Here is a 15,897-nt window from a genome sequence, read left to right as displayed (position 1 = left end):
CAACTGGTCACAGTTCCCCACCGGAGGTTCGATCATGGGCATCATCGTTTGGCTGATCGTCGGCGGCATCGTAGGCTGGCTGGCCAGCATCATCATGAAGCGCGATGCCCAGCAGGGCATCATCCTCAACATCGTGGTCGGCATCGTCGGCGCGCTGATTTCCGGCTGGCTGTTCGGCGGCGGCATCAACGAAGCGATCACCATCCGCACCTTCCTGTTCTCGCTGATCGGTGCGGTGATCCTGCTGGCGATCGTCAACCTGTTCACCCGCAAGAGCATACGCTGACGCGGCGGTCGTGCCGGCCGCTGGCCGGCAGACGCACCACAACGGGCCCGGCATTTGTCGGGCCCCGTTCGTTCAACCGATCTGCACCCACGCTGGCGCATGATCGCTGGGGCGTTCCCAGGTACGCGGCTCGCGGTCGATGCCCGAGGCCACCGCACTGCCCTTCAGCGCGTCGGAGACCAGGGTCAGGTCGATGCGCAGGCCCAGGTCGCGGCGGAAACCGGCGGCACGGTAATCCCACCAGCTGAACACACCGGCCTCGTCGTTGTGCAGGCGGAAGCCATCGTGCAGGCCCAGCTGCAGCAGCTTGTTCAATGCACCGCGCTCGGCGGTGGAGGTGAGGATGTGGTTTTCGTTCCACACCTCCGGGTCGTGCACATCGCGCGCATCCGGGGCGATGTTGAAGTCGCCCATCACGATCAGCTTCGGGTGCCGCTGCAGTTCTTCGGCGATCCACGCATGCACCGCTTCCAGCCAGCGCAGCTTGTAGTCGTACTTGTCGGTGCCGATGTCCTGGCCGTTGACCACGTACAGGTTGATCACCCGCAGGTCGCCGAAGGTACCGGCGATGACGCGCTTCTGCTCGTCCTCGAAGCCGGGAATGCCGATCTGCACGTCCTGCGCCGGCTCACGCGACACCAGCGCGACGCCGTTGTAGGTCTTCTGCCCGGCGAACACGCTGCGGTAGCCCGCGGCGATCAGCGCCGAATCGGGGAACTTGTGGTCCTCCAGCTTGGTTTCCTGGATACCGACGATGTCCGGGCCGAAGTCCTTGAGCCACTGCTCCAGGTGCGGCAGGCGGACGTTGAGCGAATTGACGTTCCACGAGGCGATCTTCATGCGGGCATTCTACCCGGGTGGGCTTTGGTAGAGGCCGACCTTGGTCGGCGCTTGGGGTTCACGCGTGCCAACCAAGGTTGGCACCTACCGGAACGGGCCGCGCGGGTTGGCCCCTACCGGTAGTGCCGGCCGCTGGCCGGCAACCCGATAACCCTTCCGGCAAGACCCTGCGCCTGCCGGCCAGCGGCCGGCACTACCACTGGATGCACGCCCTGCCTGGATTCATCGCAGCAGCAGTTTCAACAACCCCGCAATCTTCGAATACGGCGGCCGCAGCCGGTCACTGGCCGCCCAGCGCGACTGCCACAGCACCGGCAGCCGCTTGCTCATCGCATCGAACCCGGCCCGGCCGTGGTACGCGCCCATGCCGCTGGCCCCTACTCCGCCAAACGGCAGGCCATCGGCCGCGAAGTGCAGCAGGGTGTCATTGACCGTCACCCCGCCGGCCACCACCTGGCCGAGGATGCGCTCCACCGTCGCCCTGTCGTGGCTGAAGGGATACAGCGCCAGCGGCCGGTCGCGGGACAGCACGTCGGCCAGCGCGGCATCCAGATCCGGGTACGCCCGCACCGGGAGGATCGGCCCGAAGATCTCCTCGCGCATCAGGTCCAGGTCGTCCGGCGGGTCCAGCACCACGGTCGGCACCAGCAGGCGCTCACGATCAGCGCGCGCATCGTCCACCTGAGCCAGCGGAATCACCGGCACGCCGCGTTCTCGCGCCTGCGCCAGATAGCCCTGCAGGCGCTGGTACTGTCCTTCGTTGATGATGCGCGTGTAATCGTCGGCATCGCTGAAATCGCCGTAGCGTTCGCGCACCTGCTGCTGCAGCGTCTGCACGAACTCGCGCTGGCGCGCGGTATCGATCAGCACGTAATCCGGCGCGATGCAGGTCTGCCCGGCGTTGAACCATTTGCCGGTAGCCAGCCGTGCAGCGGCCTTGTCCAGCGGGAAATCGCGGCAGACGATGGCCGGCGACTTTCCGCCCAGTTCCAGCGTGACCGGCACCAGATGCTCGGCGGCGGCAGCCATCACTTTGCGGCCAACAGCCGTCGAGCCAGTGAACAGCAAATGGTCCAGCGGCAGCGATGACACCGTTGCGGCCACATCCGTCCCACCCTGCACCACCACCACGCGATCGGGCGGAAACACGCTGGCCAGCAGGTCGGCCAGGAACGCACTGGTGCGTGGCGTGTGTTCGGAGGGCTTGAGCAGCACGTGGTTGCCGGCGGCGATGGCGGTGGCCAGCGGTACCAGTGCCAACGTGACTGGGTAATTCCAGGGCGAGATCACCCCGACCACCCCCAGCGGCGTCGGCCGCAGCTGCGCGCGCGCCGGCCACAGCCGCCAGCCGGCGCCCACGCGCTGCGGCTTCGACCAGCGCCGGAGGTGGCGGCGCAGGTGGTCGATGGCCGACAGCACGCTCATGCCATCGGCCAGCTTTGATTCGACGTGGGCGCGGTGGCCGAAGTCCTCGGCGATGGCCTGGGCCATTTCGTCCAGGCGTGGCTTCAACGCCTCGCGCAGGCGGCGCAGGTCAGCTTCGCGCTGATCGAGCGTGGGCCGCTGCGACTGCCAGGCGCTGCGCAGGGTGTGCAGGATGGCGGGAAGGTCGGCTGGGACGGTGGTGGTCATGGGCCGACTATACGGGTGCGACACGTCTCGATGGGGTCAGATCCCTTTCGCAAGCGAAAAGGATCTGACCCCAAAAACAGGGAAACAAAAAGGCCGCGGTCTGCACCGCGGCCCCTGAAACCCGGTGGGTGCCGACCGTTGGTCGGCACACCGGTTATTTGGTGATATCCACGTCCTTGGTTTCGCGCAGGAACAGGCCGCCGATCACCACCGACATCAGCGCGATGATGATGGGGTACCACAGGCCGTAGTACAGGTTGCCGGTGCCGGCCACCAGCGCGAACGAGATCGCCGGCAGGAAGCCACCGAACCAGCCGTTGCCGATGTGGTACGGCAGCGACATCGAGGTGTAGCGGATGCGGGTCGGGAACAGTTCGACCAGGTAGGCGGCGATCGGACCGTAGACCATGGTCACGTACAGCACCAGCAGCCACAGCATGAAGATGGTGCCGGCGATGTTGATGCGTGCACCATCTGCCTTGGCCGGGTAACCAGCGGTGGTCAGGGCGGTCTTCAGCTCCGCACCGAACGCATCGGCCTTGGCCTTGCCGTCTTCCTTGGTCAGGCCGGCGGCCTCATACGAGGTGACGCTGGCGCTGCCCACGTTCACCATCGCCAGCGAGCCGGCGGCTGCGGGCTGCACGTCGTACGGCACACCGGCCTTGGTCAGCGCGGCGGTGGCCACGTCGCAGGAGCTGGTGAACTTGCGCAGGCCGACCGGATCGAACTGGAACGAACAGGTGTTCGGATCGGCAACCACCAGCGCCGGCGAATTGGTGCGGGCTTCTTCGATGGCCGGGTTGGCGAAGTGGGTCAGGCCCTTGAAGATCGGGATGTAGGTGACGGCGGCCAGCAGGCAGCCGGCGAGGATGATCTTCTTGCGGCCGATACGGTCGGACAGCCAGCCGAAGAAGATAAAGAACGGCACGCCCAGCGCCAGCGCGGCGGCGATCAGCAGGTAGGAGGTGGTGGCGTCGACCTTCAGCATGCTGCTGAGGAAGAACAGCGCGTAGAACTGACCGCCGTACCACACCACCGCTTGACCGGCCGCAGCACCCAGCAGAACCAGCAGCATCAGCTTCAGGTTGCCGCCCTTCAGGCTGTCACGGAACGGCGTCTTGGAACCCTTGCCCTCCGACTTCATCTGCTGGAACAGCGGCGACTCGCTCAGCTGCAGGCGGATCCACACCGACACGCCCAGCAGCACGATCGAGACCAGGAACGGAATGCGCCAGCCCCAGGCTTCGAACGCTTCGTTGCCGAGGAAATAGCGGCAGGCCAGGATGATCAGCAGCGACATGAACAGGCCGAGGGTGGCCGTGCACTGGATGAAGCTGGTGTACAGGCCACGCTTGTCGTCCGGCGCGTGTTCGGCCACGTAGGTCGCCGCACCACCGTACTCGCCGCCCATGGCCAGGCCCTGGGCCAGGCGCAGGATGATCAGGATCACCGGCGCGGCGAAGCCGATCGAGGCGTAGTTGGGCAGCACACCGACCAGGAAGGTCGAGATGCCCATGATCAGGATGGTGACCAGGAAGGTGTACTTGCGGCCGATGCGATCGCCGAGGCTGCCGAAGAAGGCCGCGCCGAACGGGCGCACGAAGAAGCCGGCCGCGAAGGCCAGCAGGGCAAAGATCATGCCCGTGGTTTCATTGACGCCACTGAAGAACTGCTTGGCGATGATCGCCGCAAGCGAGCCGTACAGGAAGAAGTCATACCACTCGAACACCGTGCCGAGGCTCGACGCGAAAATGACCTTCTTGTGGCCCTGGGTCAGGGTGCCCGCTTTGTGTGCGGTGCTGGGTGTGCTGGACATGGGACGCTTTCCCTCTGTAGATGCCGACCGTTGGTCGACACGCAATTCGGTAGGTGCCGGCCGTTGGCCGGCACGCTCTTAGAAGCTGTACTTCGTGGTGAACTGCAACCGGGTGATGTCACCCTTGTTGCCGTTCTCCACTTCGCGACGGCCATACATCAGCTCTGCACCGATATCGACCTTGGGCAGCGGCGAGTAGAAGATGTTGCCGCGGATGCTCTGCACGCTCTTGGTCACCAGCGGGCCGAGGATGCTGTCGTTGTCGTAGTCGCTGCGCGCGTAGATCAGGTTGGTGCGCAGCTTCGGCGAGAACGCGTGCCGCCAGCCCACGTAGCCGGCAAGCACGCCGGTCGGGTTGAGCTCGTCGCGGGCCACGTCGTAGGCACTATCGGCGGTGATGCCCAGGCCGATGTAGCGGGCGATGCCTTCGCCGCCGGTCAGCTGGTAGTGCAGCGAATCGCTGTCACCCATCACCCACTTGCCGCCCAGGGTCAGGCCGCCGGCCACCTTGTCGGCCTTGGCGCCGGTGGCCTGGTTGTCGACCTTCAGCTGACGGACGATGCCGCCGACGCCGAACGTGCCCCAGTTGCCCTTCCAGCCATAGCGCAGGGTCAGATCAGGCAGGCTGCCACGATCGGAGTTGGCGCTGGCATTGGTCCACGCACCGGTAACCGGGTTGCGGGTACCGGTGAGGGTGGTGGTTTCCGGGTTTTCCAGCGCGACGCTGAAGCCGCCCTGGGTGTAGCGCACCTGCGCCTGACGCACGAAGATCACGCCGTCGGTGGGACCGACGAAGTCGACCGCTTCCGGCAGTGCGGCCGCGTCCATGAAGTTGGACCAGGTCTGGCCCGCCATCCAGTTGTTCCAGTACATGTAGGCGTGGCGCAGGGTCACACCGTAGGTATTGGTCGCGGTCTGGTTGCCCAGCGAATTGCCGAAGAAGTCCATCTCGAAGAACGCACCGGCCTTGTTGCCCGATTCGCTCACGTTGTCGATGCCCAGGTTGAAGCGCGAGAACTTGGCATGGGCGTTGAAGTCAGTGCCCGAACGCTTGCCGCTGCCGCCGGCGCCTTCCACCGGCGTCTGGCCCGGCAGGTACAGCGAGCGGCCGGTGGCGTCGTCGGCCAGCTGGCCATCGCTGGTCTGGGTGGCGAGGAAGTCGGCCTTGATGAAGCCGCCGATCTTGACCGTGGTGCCCGGCGCGGCGCCCGGGGTGATGGTGGTGACCTGGATCGGCTGCTTGCCGGTCGGCACCGAGGCGACCGGCTTCTGCTCGGCCTGCACGGTGCGGACTTCGGTTACGGCCTGCTGGGTCTGGCTGATCTGGGTCTGCTGTTGCTGCTGCGAAGACAGCAGCGCCTGGACCTGGCGTTCCAGTTCGGCAACGCGTGCTTCCAGCGCTTTCTCTTTGGCGGTCTCTGCGAACGCCATGCCCGGTGCGACCAGGGCGACCAACAGGCAGGCCGCCAAAGGTTTGCGCACGGCTTTCAACGTACGGTGGCTCATGTTGCCCTCTCTCCCAAGTGGCAAGGTGATGCCGCGCGTGGGGCACGGTCGAGCCGAGACTGCGGGGCGTTCACGCACACCGGCTATTCGCCATTGGTCGAACCCGGCCCTGCAGGACGCTCACTTTCGACCATGGTCTAAGCAAGGTGGTGACGCGGGCGGGGGTGGATGGGGCAAACTGAGGGGGATCGGTCGCTGCGATGCTGCGACCGCACATACAAAGTCAACGTGCAAGTGAGGGTGCCATGGCTGATATCTACCCCGTCGATCCGCAGTTCGCCGCCAAGGCACGCATCGACAAGACGTCCTATGAACAGCAGTACCAGGCTTCGGTGACCGACCCCGATGGTTTCTGGGGCAAGGCCGCCGAGCGCCTGGAGTGGATGCGCAAGCCGACGAAGATCAAGAACGTCAACTACGACCTGTCCGACTTCCACATCAAGTGGTTCGAGGATGGCGAGCTCAATGCCAGCGTGAACTGCCTGGACCGCCAGCTGGAGAAGCGTGGCGACAAGACCGCCCTGCTGTTCGAGCCGGACGGTCCGGACGCACCGGCACAGCACGTGACCTATCGCGAGCTGTACGAGCGCACCTGCCGCCTCGGCAACGCGCTGCGCAACCTCGGCGTCAAGAAGGGCGACAGGGTCACCATCTACCTGCCGATGATCGTCGACGCCGCCGTGGCCATGCTGGCCTGCGCGCGCATCGGTGCAATCCACTCAGTGGTGTTCGGTGGCTTCGCACCGAACTCGATCGCCGACCGCGTCAGCGACTGCCAGAGCAAGCTGATCATCACCGCCGACGAGGGCCTGCGCGGTGGTCGCAGGATTCCGCTGAAGGCCAATGTTGATGCCGCGCTGAAGCTGCCCGGCACCAATACCGTCGAAACCGTGCTGGTGGTGCGTCACACCGGCGGCGCGGTGGACATGCAGGCACCGCGCGACCGCTGGTTCCACGACGTGGTGGACAGCCAGCCGGCCAGCTGCGAGCCGGAACGCATGAACGCGGAAGACCCGCTGTTCATCCTCTACACCTCCGGTTCCACCGGCAAGCCGAAAGGCGTTCTGCACACCACCGGTGGCTACCTGCTGTATGCGGCCTACACCCATGAAGCGGTGTTCGACCTGCGCGAGGACGACATCTACTGGTGCACCGCCGACGTCGGCTGGGTCACCGGCCACAGCTACATCGTGTACGGCCCGCTGGCCAACGGCGCGACCTCGCTGATGTTCGAAGGCGTGCCGAACTATCCGGATACCTCGCGCTTCTGGAACGTGATCGACAAGCACAAGGTGTCGATCTTCTACACCGCGCCGACCGCCATCCGTGCACTGATGCGCGAAGGCGAGGAGCCGGTGAAGAAGACTTCGCGTGCCTCGCTGCGCCTGCTGGGCAGCGTCGGCGAGCCGATCAACCCGGAAGCCTGGCGCTGGTACTACGAAGTGGTCGGCGACAGCCGCTGCCCGATCGTCGATACCTGGTGGCAGACCGAGACCGGCGGCATCCTGATTTCGCCGCTGGCCGGCGCGATGGACCTCAAGCCGGGTTCGGCCACCCTGCCCTTCTTCGGCGTGCAGCCGGCGCTGGTCAATGCCGATGGCGAGATCAAGGACGGCCCGACCGAGGGCAACCTGATCATCCGTGATTCCTGGCCGGGCCAGATGCGCACGGTGTACGGCGACCACCAGCGTTTCATCGATACGTATTTCCGCACCTACCCGGGCAGCTACTTCACCGGTGACGGTTGCCGCCGCGATGAAGACGGCTACTACTGGATCACTGGCCGCGTGGACGATGTGATCAACGTCTCCGGCCACCGCATCGGTACTGCCGAAGTGGAAAGCGCGCTGGTCTCGCACCCGAAGGTGGCCGAAGCCGCCGTGGTCGGGTTCCCCCACGACGTGAAGGGCCAGGGCATCTATGCGTACGTGACGCTGGTGGCCGAAGAGGCGCCAACCGATGAGCTGCACAAGGAGCTGATTGCGTGGGTGCGCAAGGAAATCGGCCCGATCGCCACGCCGGACCACCTGCAGTGGGCGCCGGGCCTGCCCAAGACCCGCTCGGGCAAGATCATGCGCCGCATCCTGCGCAAGATCGCCGAGAACGCACCGGACCAGCTCGGCGACACCTCGACCCTGGCCGATCCGTCGGTGGTGGCGTCGCTGGTGGACGAGCGCAAGGTGCGATGATGTACGACCCGGGGTCGGATCCCTTTCCGCAGGGAAAGGGCTCCGACCCCATCTGCTTTCCCCCACGGTTCCCCCCGACCATGACCACCCTCCTGATTGCCGATGACCACCCGCTGTTCCGCGAAGCCCTGCGCGGCGCCGTGCAGCGGGTCATCCCCGGCGTGCAGCTGTTCGAAGCCGACAGCGTGGAAGCGCTGTACGCGCTGGCCGACCAGCACAACGATGCCGACCTGGTCCTGATGGACCTCAACATGCCCGGTGCACAGGGTTTCAACGCACTGGTGCACATGCGCTCGTTGCATCCCCACCTGCCGGTGGTGGTGGTGTCCGCGCGCGAAGAAGCGACGGTGATGCGCCGGGCGCTTGACCATGGTGCGCTGGGCTTCATTCCCAAATCGGCCGACTCGGACACCATCGGCCACGCGCTCGGCACCATCCTCGATGGTGAGACCTGGGCACCGCCGGAAGCGCACAACGTGCCGCCCACCGGCAGCGAGGAACGCGAAGTCGGCCACCGCCTGCGCGAACTGACCCCTCAGCAGTTCCGCGTGCTGCAGATGCTCGGCGCCGGTCGCTTGAACAAACAGATTGCCTACGACCTCAACGTCTCCGAGGCGACGATCAAGGCACATGTCACCGCGATCCTGCGCAAACTGGGCGTGACCAACCGCACCCAGGCCGTGCTGATGGCCGGCAAGCTGGCCATCGACGACGACGCTATCGTGCTGCCGCCGGAAGAAGACTGAAGGTAGTGCCGGCCGCTGGCCGGCAATCGCCTGAAACGCGTGAAATCGCTCGGGTAGGTGCCAAGCTTGCTTGGCGCGCTCTCGGCGTTGCGCATGCCGGACAGCGGCCGGCACTACCAGGCACCGCTGCGCTCTCGATATAGCCATCGCTATACAAGCCAGCCCTGCCTGCGCGTTTCGCTGGAAATGTGCCACGCGCGAATCGCGATGCTAAGCTTCGCGTCCCCTTGGGGAGTAGCCGGATTCCTTCGCAGGAATCGTCCACGTCAACATACTCGGCCAGTGCGCCGTGGCGTGGACAACCATGATGGTTGGCGAGACCAGCGGCCCGCGCGCGCAACGTCAGGTTGGGCGCGAGCGCAGGCCGTGCGTCCGCCCTAACCCGACCTCAGCCGCCGCCCATGTCCCCCATTTCGATCCTCCTGATCGGCTTTGCCATGTCCACCGATGCCTTCGCCGCGGCGATCGGCAAGGGTGCGGCCATGCGCAAGCCGGTGTTCCGCGACGCACTGCGTGCCGGCATCATCTTCGGCGTCATCGAGGCGATCACGCCCATCATCGGCTGGCTGCTCGGCCGCGCCGCGCTGCAGTACGTCGAAGCCTTCGACCACTGGATCGCCTTCGGCCTGCTCGGCGCGCTGGGCATCCACATGATCTACAACGGCCTTCGCCCGGACAATGCCGAGGATGACGAAGACCCCTCGCAGCACCACGGCTTCTGGAAACTGGCACTGACCGGTTTCGCCACCAGCATCGACGCAATGGCGGTGGGTATCGGCCTGGCCTTCATGGATGTGCATATCGGCGTGATGGCTGCGGTCATCGGCCTGTGCACGCTGACCATGGTCACCGTCGGCATCATGCTCGGTCGCGTGCTGGGCAGCATGGTCGGCAAGCGCGCCGAGATCATCGGCGGCGTGATCCTGGTGATCATCGGCGCAACGATCCTGTACGAACACCTGCACGGCGTGGGGTAACGCACCCGCGATTACGTGGTTGCCGGCCAGCGGCCGGCACTACCAGGCATCACATCCACGCATGGCGTGGATCTACTGCCAGGCCGATGAAGCTCTGGTAGATGCCAGGCTTGCCTGGCACGGTTTCACGTTACGATTGCCGGCCAGCGGCCGGCATTACTGCGCATCACGCAGCGCGCCCAGGAAGGCCCGGAGCGAGGCCGGCTTGATCGGCTTGGTCAGCACGCGGTATCCCCGTTCGCGTGCCATCCGCTTCAGCTCGTCGCGACCATCGGCAGTCAGCAGCGCGCCGGGCAGCGGGTAGCCGGCCGCCTCGCGCAGCGCCACCAGCGCATCCAAGCCATCCATGCGGTCGTGCAGGTGGTAATCCACCAGCATCACCTGCGGGCGCTCGGCGATCTTCTCCAGTGCCTGGTCGACGGTGGCGGCGGTGATCACCTGCACCTGCCAACGGCCCAGCAACGCGCGCATGCCGTCGAGGATCTCTTCGTCGTTGTCCACGCACAGCACGCGCAGGCCCGCCAGCGAATCGCTGCGCACTGGCGCGGCTACGGTCTGTGCAGGTGTGGCCAGCTCGGTATAGCCCGGCAGCGGTGCCACCCGCGGCAGGATGATCGAGAACATCGAACCACTACCCACGCGGCTGCGTGCGTTCAACCGATGATCAAGCAGGCGCGAGATGCGCTGGCAGATCGACAGGCCCAACCCCAGCCCCTGCTCACCCCAGTCGAACGGTTGCTGGTAGCGATGGAACTCGTCGAAGATCTGCCGCATGTGGTGCTCGGGAATACCCGGGCCGGTGTCCCACACCTGCAGTTCCACCTCGTCGCCGCGGTGACGCACCGCCAGCACGATGCGTCCCTGGCGCGTGTAGCGCAGCGCATTGGCGAGGAAGTTCTGCAGCACGCGGCGCAGCAGGCGCCGGTCACTACGAACCCACGCCGGGCGTGCGAACAGGTCCAGGCGCAGGCCACGGCCAGCGGCGACCGGGGTGTACTGCGCGGCCAGCTCGCGCATCAGCGCGCTCACATCGAACTCGCCGATCACCGGGTGCAGGCCACCGGCATCCAGACGTGACACGTCCAGCAGGCCATCAAGCAGTTCCTCGGCCGCACGCAGCGAAGCATCCACGCGCTCGGCCAGATGCTTCTGCTCGTCACTCACATGGTCGCTGTCGCGTAGCGCCGAGGCAAACAGCCGCGCGGCATTCAGCGGCTGCAGCACGTCATGGCTGATCGCGGCCAGGAAACGGGTCTTCGACTGCTGCGCGACCTCGGCTTCATGCGAACGCTCGGCCACGCGCTGTTCCAGCGTTTCATTGGCTTCCAGCAGCGCGCGCTCGGCGTGCTTGTAGTCGGTGATGTCGTTGTAGCTGGTCACGTAGCCACCACCGGGCAGTGCCTGGCCACGCATCTCGATCACTTTGCCGTCGCTGCGGGTGCGTTCGAACACGTGCGGTGAACCGGCCCGCATGTAGCCGATGCGGCGGTTGATCTGGATTTCGATATCGCCCTCGCCCAGCTCACCACGTTCGGCGTTGTAGCGGATCAGGTCAGCCACCGGCCGGCCGACGTAGAGCATGCCGTCGGGGTAGCCGAACATGTCCTGGTAACGGCGGTTCCATGCAGTCAGGCGCATGTCCGGGTCGACCACGCTGACCCCGGCGCTGATGTTCTCCAGTGTGGTCGAGAGGATCTCGCGGTTGAAGCGCAGCTCCTGCCCGGCTTCATCCAGCACCGCCACCACTTCGCCCAGGTCCATGCCCGAACCACGCAGCAGGCTGGTCAGCAACAGGCGTGCCGATGCCGCGCCGATCGAGGCAGCCAGCAGGCGCTCGGTGAACTGCACCCACGGCCGGTCGGCCGGTGCCGAGGATTGCAGCTCACGGCCCAGCGACTGCGCCTGTTCGAAGAACGAGCGCCGTGCATGGCGTTCACCCACGACGCGCGAGGCCAGCGCCAGCAGGTCGCCCACATGCACGTGACCGGGCCAGCCACCGGCCACCGACGGGCGTTCGGCATACGGGTCGAGGAACGGTGCAGCGCGCAGGCGCTCGTCCACGCCGGGACGCCAGCGCGCGGACACCAGCATCATCGTCGCCGCGTTGACCAGCAGCGACCAGAACGTGCCGTGGGTCAGCGGATCCCAGCCGGTCATGCCGAACAACTGCTGCGGGCGCAGCCAGGCAATACCGAACGGGCCGTTCTGCACCCAGCCGTCGTCCATCCAGCCGGCGATGGTCATCGCCGGCAGCAGCAGTGTGTAGAGCCAGGTAGCGAAGCCCAGCAGCATGCCGGTCTCGACACCGCGGCGGCTGGCACCGCGCCAGTACAGGCCACCGATCAGGCCCGGCGCGAACTGGGCCACCGCGGCGAAGGCCATCAGGCCGTACGAGGCCAGCGTGCTGTCGTTGCTGCTGCTGCGGTAGTAGCTGTAGGCCATCAACGCCAGCAGCAGGATCGCCAGGCGGCGGATCCACAACACCCGTGAAGCGACGTCGGCCGCTTCCTGGTGATCACCACTGCGGCGCAGCAGCACCGGCATCACCAGGTCGTTGCTGACCATGGTAGCCAGCGCGATCGAAGACACGATGACCATGCCGGTAGCGGCGGAGAATCCGCCTACGTAGGCGATCAGCGCCAGGGCGTTGCGCCCCTCGGCCAGCGGCAACGCCAGCACCATCGAATCATCTGCGACGCTGCTGCCGGTGCCGAACAGGCTGACACCCGCGGTAGCGATCGGCAGCACCATCGCCGAAATCAGTACCAGGTAACCACCAAACATCCAGCGCGCGCGGCGCACATCGCGCACGTCACCGCATTCAACCACGGCCACGTGGAACTGGCGCGGCAGGCAGATGATGGCGAGGAAACTGAGCAGGGTCTGCGAGATGAAGCCTACCGGCGGCAGCCCGGTGAACAGCGTATGCACCGATTCCACCACCGCCTCGTTGCGGTCGCTGAGCCACACATAGGCGAACACGCCCACCGCCACCATCGCCACCAGCTTGATCACCGATTCCAGCGCGATGGCCAGCATCATGCCGTGGTGGTGCTCGGTGGCATCGACCTGGCGGGTGCCGAACAGGGTGGCGAACAGCGCCATCAACAGCGCCACGTACAGCGCCGGATCGCTGAAGAACCCGGTCGGGCCTGTGTTGCCGGTCAGCACCTGCAGGCTCATTGCCACCGCTTTGTACTGCAGGGCCAGGTACGGAATGATGCCGATCAGCGCAATGATCGCCACCAGCGCCGCCAGCCGCCGTGAGCGGCCGAAACGCGAGGAGATGAAGTCGGCGATCGAGACCACGTTCTGGCTGCGCGCGATCAGCGCCAGGCGTTCAATGATGCGCCAGCCGAACAACAACAACAGCAACGGGCCGATATAGATCGGCAGATAACCCACGCCGTTGCGCACGGCGGTGCCGACTGCGCCGTAGAAGGTCCACGACGAGCAGTACACGGCCAGCGCAAGGCTGTAGACCACTGGCCGCAGCCAGGGTCTATCCGGATACATCGGCCGACGGTCGCCCCACCACGCCACGCCGAACAGCAGCGCAGCATAGGCAACCGAGACCAGCAGCAGGATCCAGCTGGAGACCACGCGCGCGTTTCCGTCGGAAGAACCCGCAGTGTAGGCCAGGCGTGGCCGGGTGTACGGGCTCGTTGGGGGCAACCACCCCCACCAAGGTGGGGGCTTACGCGGTGCGGGCCACAACCGTTGGTCGTGGCCGGCTTCTTATTGGGCCGGAACGCCCATTTCCTTCAGCAGTTCCGGCGCCGGGTAGACCTTGGCCAGCAGCCAGCGCAGGTAGCGCATGTCCACGTGCACGGCGCGCTTGTAGCGCGGGTCGAACCACCAGCTGGCGCTGACCGACTCCCAGTTGCTGTCGAAGTTCAGGCCGATCAGTTCGCCCTTGGCGTTGAGCACCGGCGAGCCGGAGTTGCCACCGGTGGTATCCAGGTTGGTCAGGAAATTGACGGTCTGGGTCTTCAGTGCCGGATCGGCGGTGCTGCCAAAGTCGCCCTTGGCGATGGCCGCCAGCAGCGGCTTGGGTGCGTCGAACGGATAGGCGTTGGTGTTCTTCTCGACGATGCCGGCCACGGTGGTCACCGGCGAGTAGGTCACGCCATCGCGCGGGTGCAGCGCCTCGACCTTGCCGTAGCTGATGCGCAGGGTGCGGTTTGCATCCGGGTACACCGCGCGGCCCTGCTTGGCACGCCAGGCGAACAGCGCCTGCATGTAGGCCGGGCGCAGGCGCAGCTGCTCGCCTTCGCGGGTCTTGCTCTCGTTCTCGATGCGCAGCTGCGCGGCCACCAACGGGCCGGCCACGGCGATCAGCGGATCGGCGGCCAATGCCTTGCCTTCGCGCGCAGCAGCGAAGCGCGACAGGCGCTGCGCCTCGTCACCCAGCTGGGTGCCGGCGTACAGGGTGTCCAGTGCCTTGGCCAGCTGCTCCGGGGTACGGCCGAAAGCGGTGTCGAACTCTGCCACGCGCTGCGCGTCCGGCAGCTGCTGGTAGCGGCTCAGCAGGGTGGTCAGCAGCGCCTTCTCGACCTCGGGCGCGTAACGTCGCTGGACCTGCTTGAGCACGCCTTCGATCATCGCCTGGTCGCGCTGCTGGAAACCGCTCTCGCGCTGCGCGTCCGGCTTGGCCGATTCGATGCGCAGGCGTTCCAGCAGCAGCGCCGAGCGCAGCAGCTGGCTCTGTGCGGCCATCTGGTCCAGCAGCAGGTCACGCTCGCCCACCGCCGCGCCCTGCGACAGGTTGGTCAGCAGCGCCTTGATGTCGCCCTGGTACTTGCGGTCGGTGGCCGCCAGCATCGCCGTCTCGTCGGCGGCACGCTGGGCCTTGGCGTCGCTGCGCAGCAGGCCTTCCAGCTCACCCGCGGCGCGCTTGCGGTTGTTCTTCAGCGACTGCAGCTGCGAGGCGTAGCGGGTGCGCGCCTGCGCGTCCTTGGCGCTGGCGGCCTCGATGGTGTCGATCATCTGCTGGAACACCGACACGCGGCGCGGCAGCACGGTATCGATCTGGCCGGCGAATTCGGCGGCGGTGCGATGGCGATAGGTGATGCCCGGGTAACCGGCCAGCATCGCGTAGTCGCCCTCCTTCGGGCCTTCCACCGACATCTGCAGGTGCGCCGGGGCCTGGTAGGGCACGTTGTCCTTGCTATAGGCGGCCGGCTTGCCGTCCTTGCCCACGTAGGCACGCAACAGGGTGAAGTCGCCGGTGTGGCGCGGCCACATGAAGTTGTCGATCTCATCGCCGTAGTTGCCGATCGCACGCGGTGGCGCATAGACCAGGCGCACGTCGCTCAGCTCAAGCTGGGCGATGCGGTAGAAGTCGGTGCCGTAGTACATGTTGGCCACCGAGCAGCGCACGCTGCCGTCCTTCTCGCACTCGGCCACGATCTGCTTGCTGGCCGCATCCACGGCATCGAAGTAGGCACGACCGGTCTTGCCCTTGGCCTGTGCCAGCACCTGGTCGGTCACCTTGTCGAAGCCGACGGTGACCAGTACGCGGAAGTCCGGGTTGGCCGGGCGCTCGTCGGCGCGGCCCTTGGCGATGAAGCCGCCGTTGATCAGGTCGTGCTCGGGCGAGCTGTTGTACTGGATCACGCCCATCGCCACGTGGTGGTTGGTCAGCAGCAGGCCGTCAGCAGACACGAACGAACCGGTGCCGCCACCGGCACGCACCACGGCGCTCAGCGGCGGCGCGGTGACGTTGGCCAGATCGGCCGGATTGCCCTTGAAACCTGCTGCCTGCAGCGGCTTGGCCAGTTCCGGCAGCTGCGTCGGCATCCACATGCCTTCATCGGCGTGGGCGCCGGCGGCGAGGGTCAGGCCCAGGGCCAGGGCGGTGGGAAAGGCTTTGCGTGGTGACATGAGGCGATCCGGTACGACA

The 15,897-nt window shown here is 66.2% G+C and carries 10 protein-coding genes and 1 riboswitch; of the genes, 4 read left to right on the top strand and 6 right to left on the bottom strand.

The genetic code is table 11. The features are described 5' to 3' along the window. The first annotated feature begins 34 nt into the window (after positions 1–34). Positions 35–286 (top strand): GlsB/YeaQ/YmgE family stress response membrane protein, encoded by a 252-nt coding sequence (locus AC13GA_RS10855; RefSeq protein WP_012512507.1) that lies wholly within the window; start codon positions 35–37, stop codon positions 284–286. A 72-nt stretch (positions 287–358) separates the two neighbouring features. On the opposite strand, the gene xth is transcribed toward AC13GA_RS10855, so the two are convergent. The 4 genes from xth to AC13GA_RS10835 form a co-directional block, all read right to left on the bottom strand. Next, positions 359–1,126, bottom strand: a complete 768-nt coding sequence (gene xth, locus AC13GA_RS10850) for an exodeoxyribonuclease III (RefSeq protein WP_253078555.1) — start codon at positions 1,124–1,126, stop codon at positions 359–361. Positions 1,127–1,348: 222 nt separating this feature from the next. Next, entirely contained in the window at positions 1,349–2,758 is a 1,410-nt protein-coding gene (locus tag AC13GA_RS10845; protein WP_482998107.1) for a coniferyl aldehyde dehydrogenase, read from the bottom strand. Between the two features lie 154 nt (positions 2,759–2,912). Then, positions 2,913–4,574 carry an MFS transporter gene (locus tag AC13GA_RS10840; protein WP_136639434.1) on the bottom strand — a complete coding sequence of 554 codons (1,662 nt, stop codon included), beginning with the start codon at positions 4,572–4,574 and terminating at the stop codon, positions 2,913–2,915. Between the two features lie 78 nt (positions 4,575–4,652). After that, positions 4,653–6,080, bottom strand: coding sequence for a DcaP family trimeric outer membrane transporter (locus AC13GA_RS10835; protein WP_482998106.1), 1,428 nt, complete (start codon positions 6,078–6,080; stop codon positions 4,653–4,655). A gap of 245 nt (positions 6,081–6,325) precedes the next feature. On the opposite strand from AC13GA_RS10835, the gene acs reads away from it, so the two are divergent. The 3 genes from acs (at position 6,326) to AC13GA_RS10820 (ending at position 9,992) form a co-directional block, all read left to right on the top strand. Further along, entirely contained in the window at positions 6,326–8,269 is a 1,944-nt protein-coding gene (gene acs / locus AC13GA_RS10830; protein WP_100469970.1) for an acetate--CoA ligase, read from the top strand. An 80-nt stretch (positions 8,270–8,349) separates the two neighbouring features. Beyond that, entirely contained in the window at positions 8,350–9,015 is a 666-nt protein-coding gene (locus AC13GA_RS10825; RefSeq protein ID WP_046982592.1) for a response regulator transcription factor, read from the top strand. Positions 9,016–9,238: 223 nt separating this feature from the next. After that, a riboswitch (yybP-ykoY riboswitch) is annotated at positions 9,239–9,328 on the top strand. Between the two features lie 88 nt (positions 9,329–9,416). Then, positions 9,417–9,992 (top strand): manganese efflux pump MntP, encoded by a 576-nt coding sequence (locus AC13GA_RS10820; protein WP_046982591.1) that lies wholly within the window; start codon positions 9,417–9,419, stop codon positions 9,990–9,992. 156 nt (positions 9,993–10,148) lie between these two features. Here AC13GA_RS10820 and AC13GA_RS10815 read toward each other — a convergent pair whose 3' ends face one another. Next, positions 10,149–13,595, bottom strand: a complete 3,447-nt coding sequence (locus AC13GA_RS10815) for a hybrid sensor histidine kinase/response regulator (protein WP_046982590.1) — start codon at positions 13,593–13,595, stop codon at positions 10,149–10,151. 135 nt (positions 13,596–13,730) lie between these two features. Beyond that, complete coding sequence (locus AC13GA_RS10810; RefSeq protein ID WP_482998105.1) at positions 13,731–15,878, bottom strand: S46 family peptidase; 2,148 nt, start codon at positions 15,876–15,878, stop codon at positions 13,731–13,733. Between the last annotated feature and the right edge of the window lie 19 nt (positions 15,879–15,897).

It is taken from the genome of Stenotrophomonas sp. 22DLJC03 (genome assembly GCF_056861405.1).
Note: the sequence above shows the minus strand (reverse complement) of the source record. Positions and strands in the feature narration are given on the sequence as shown.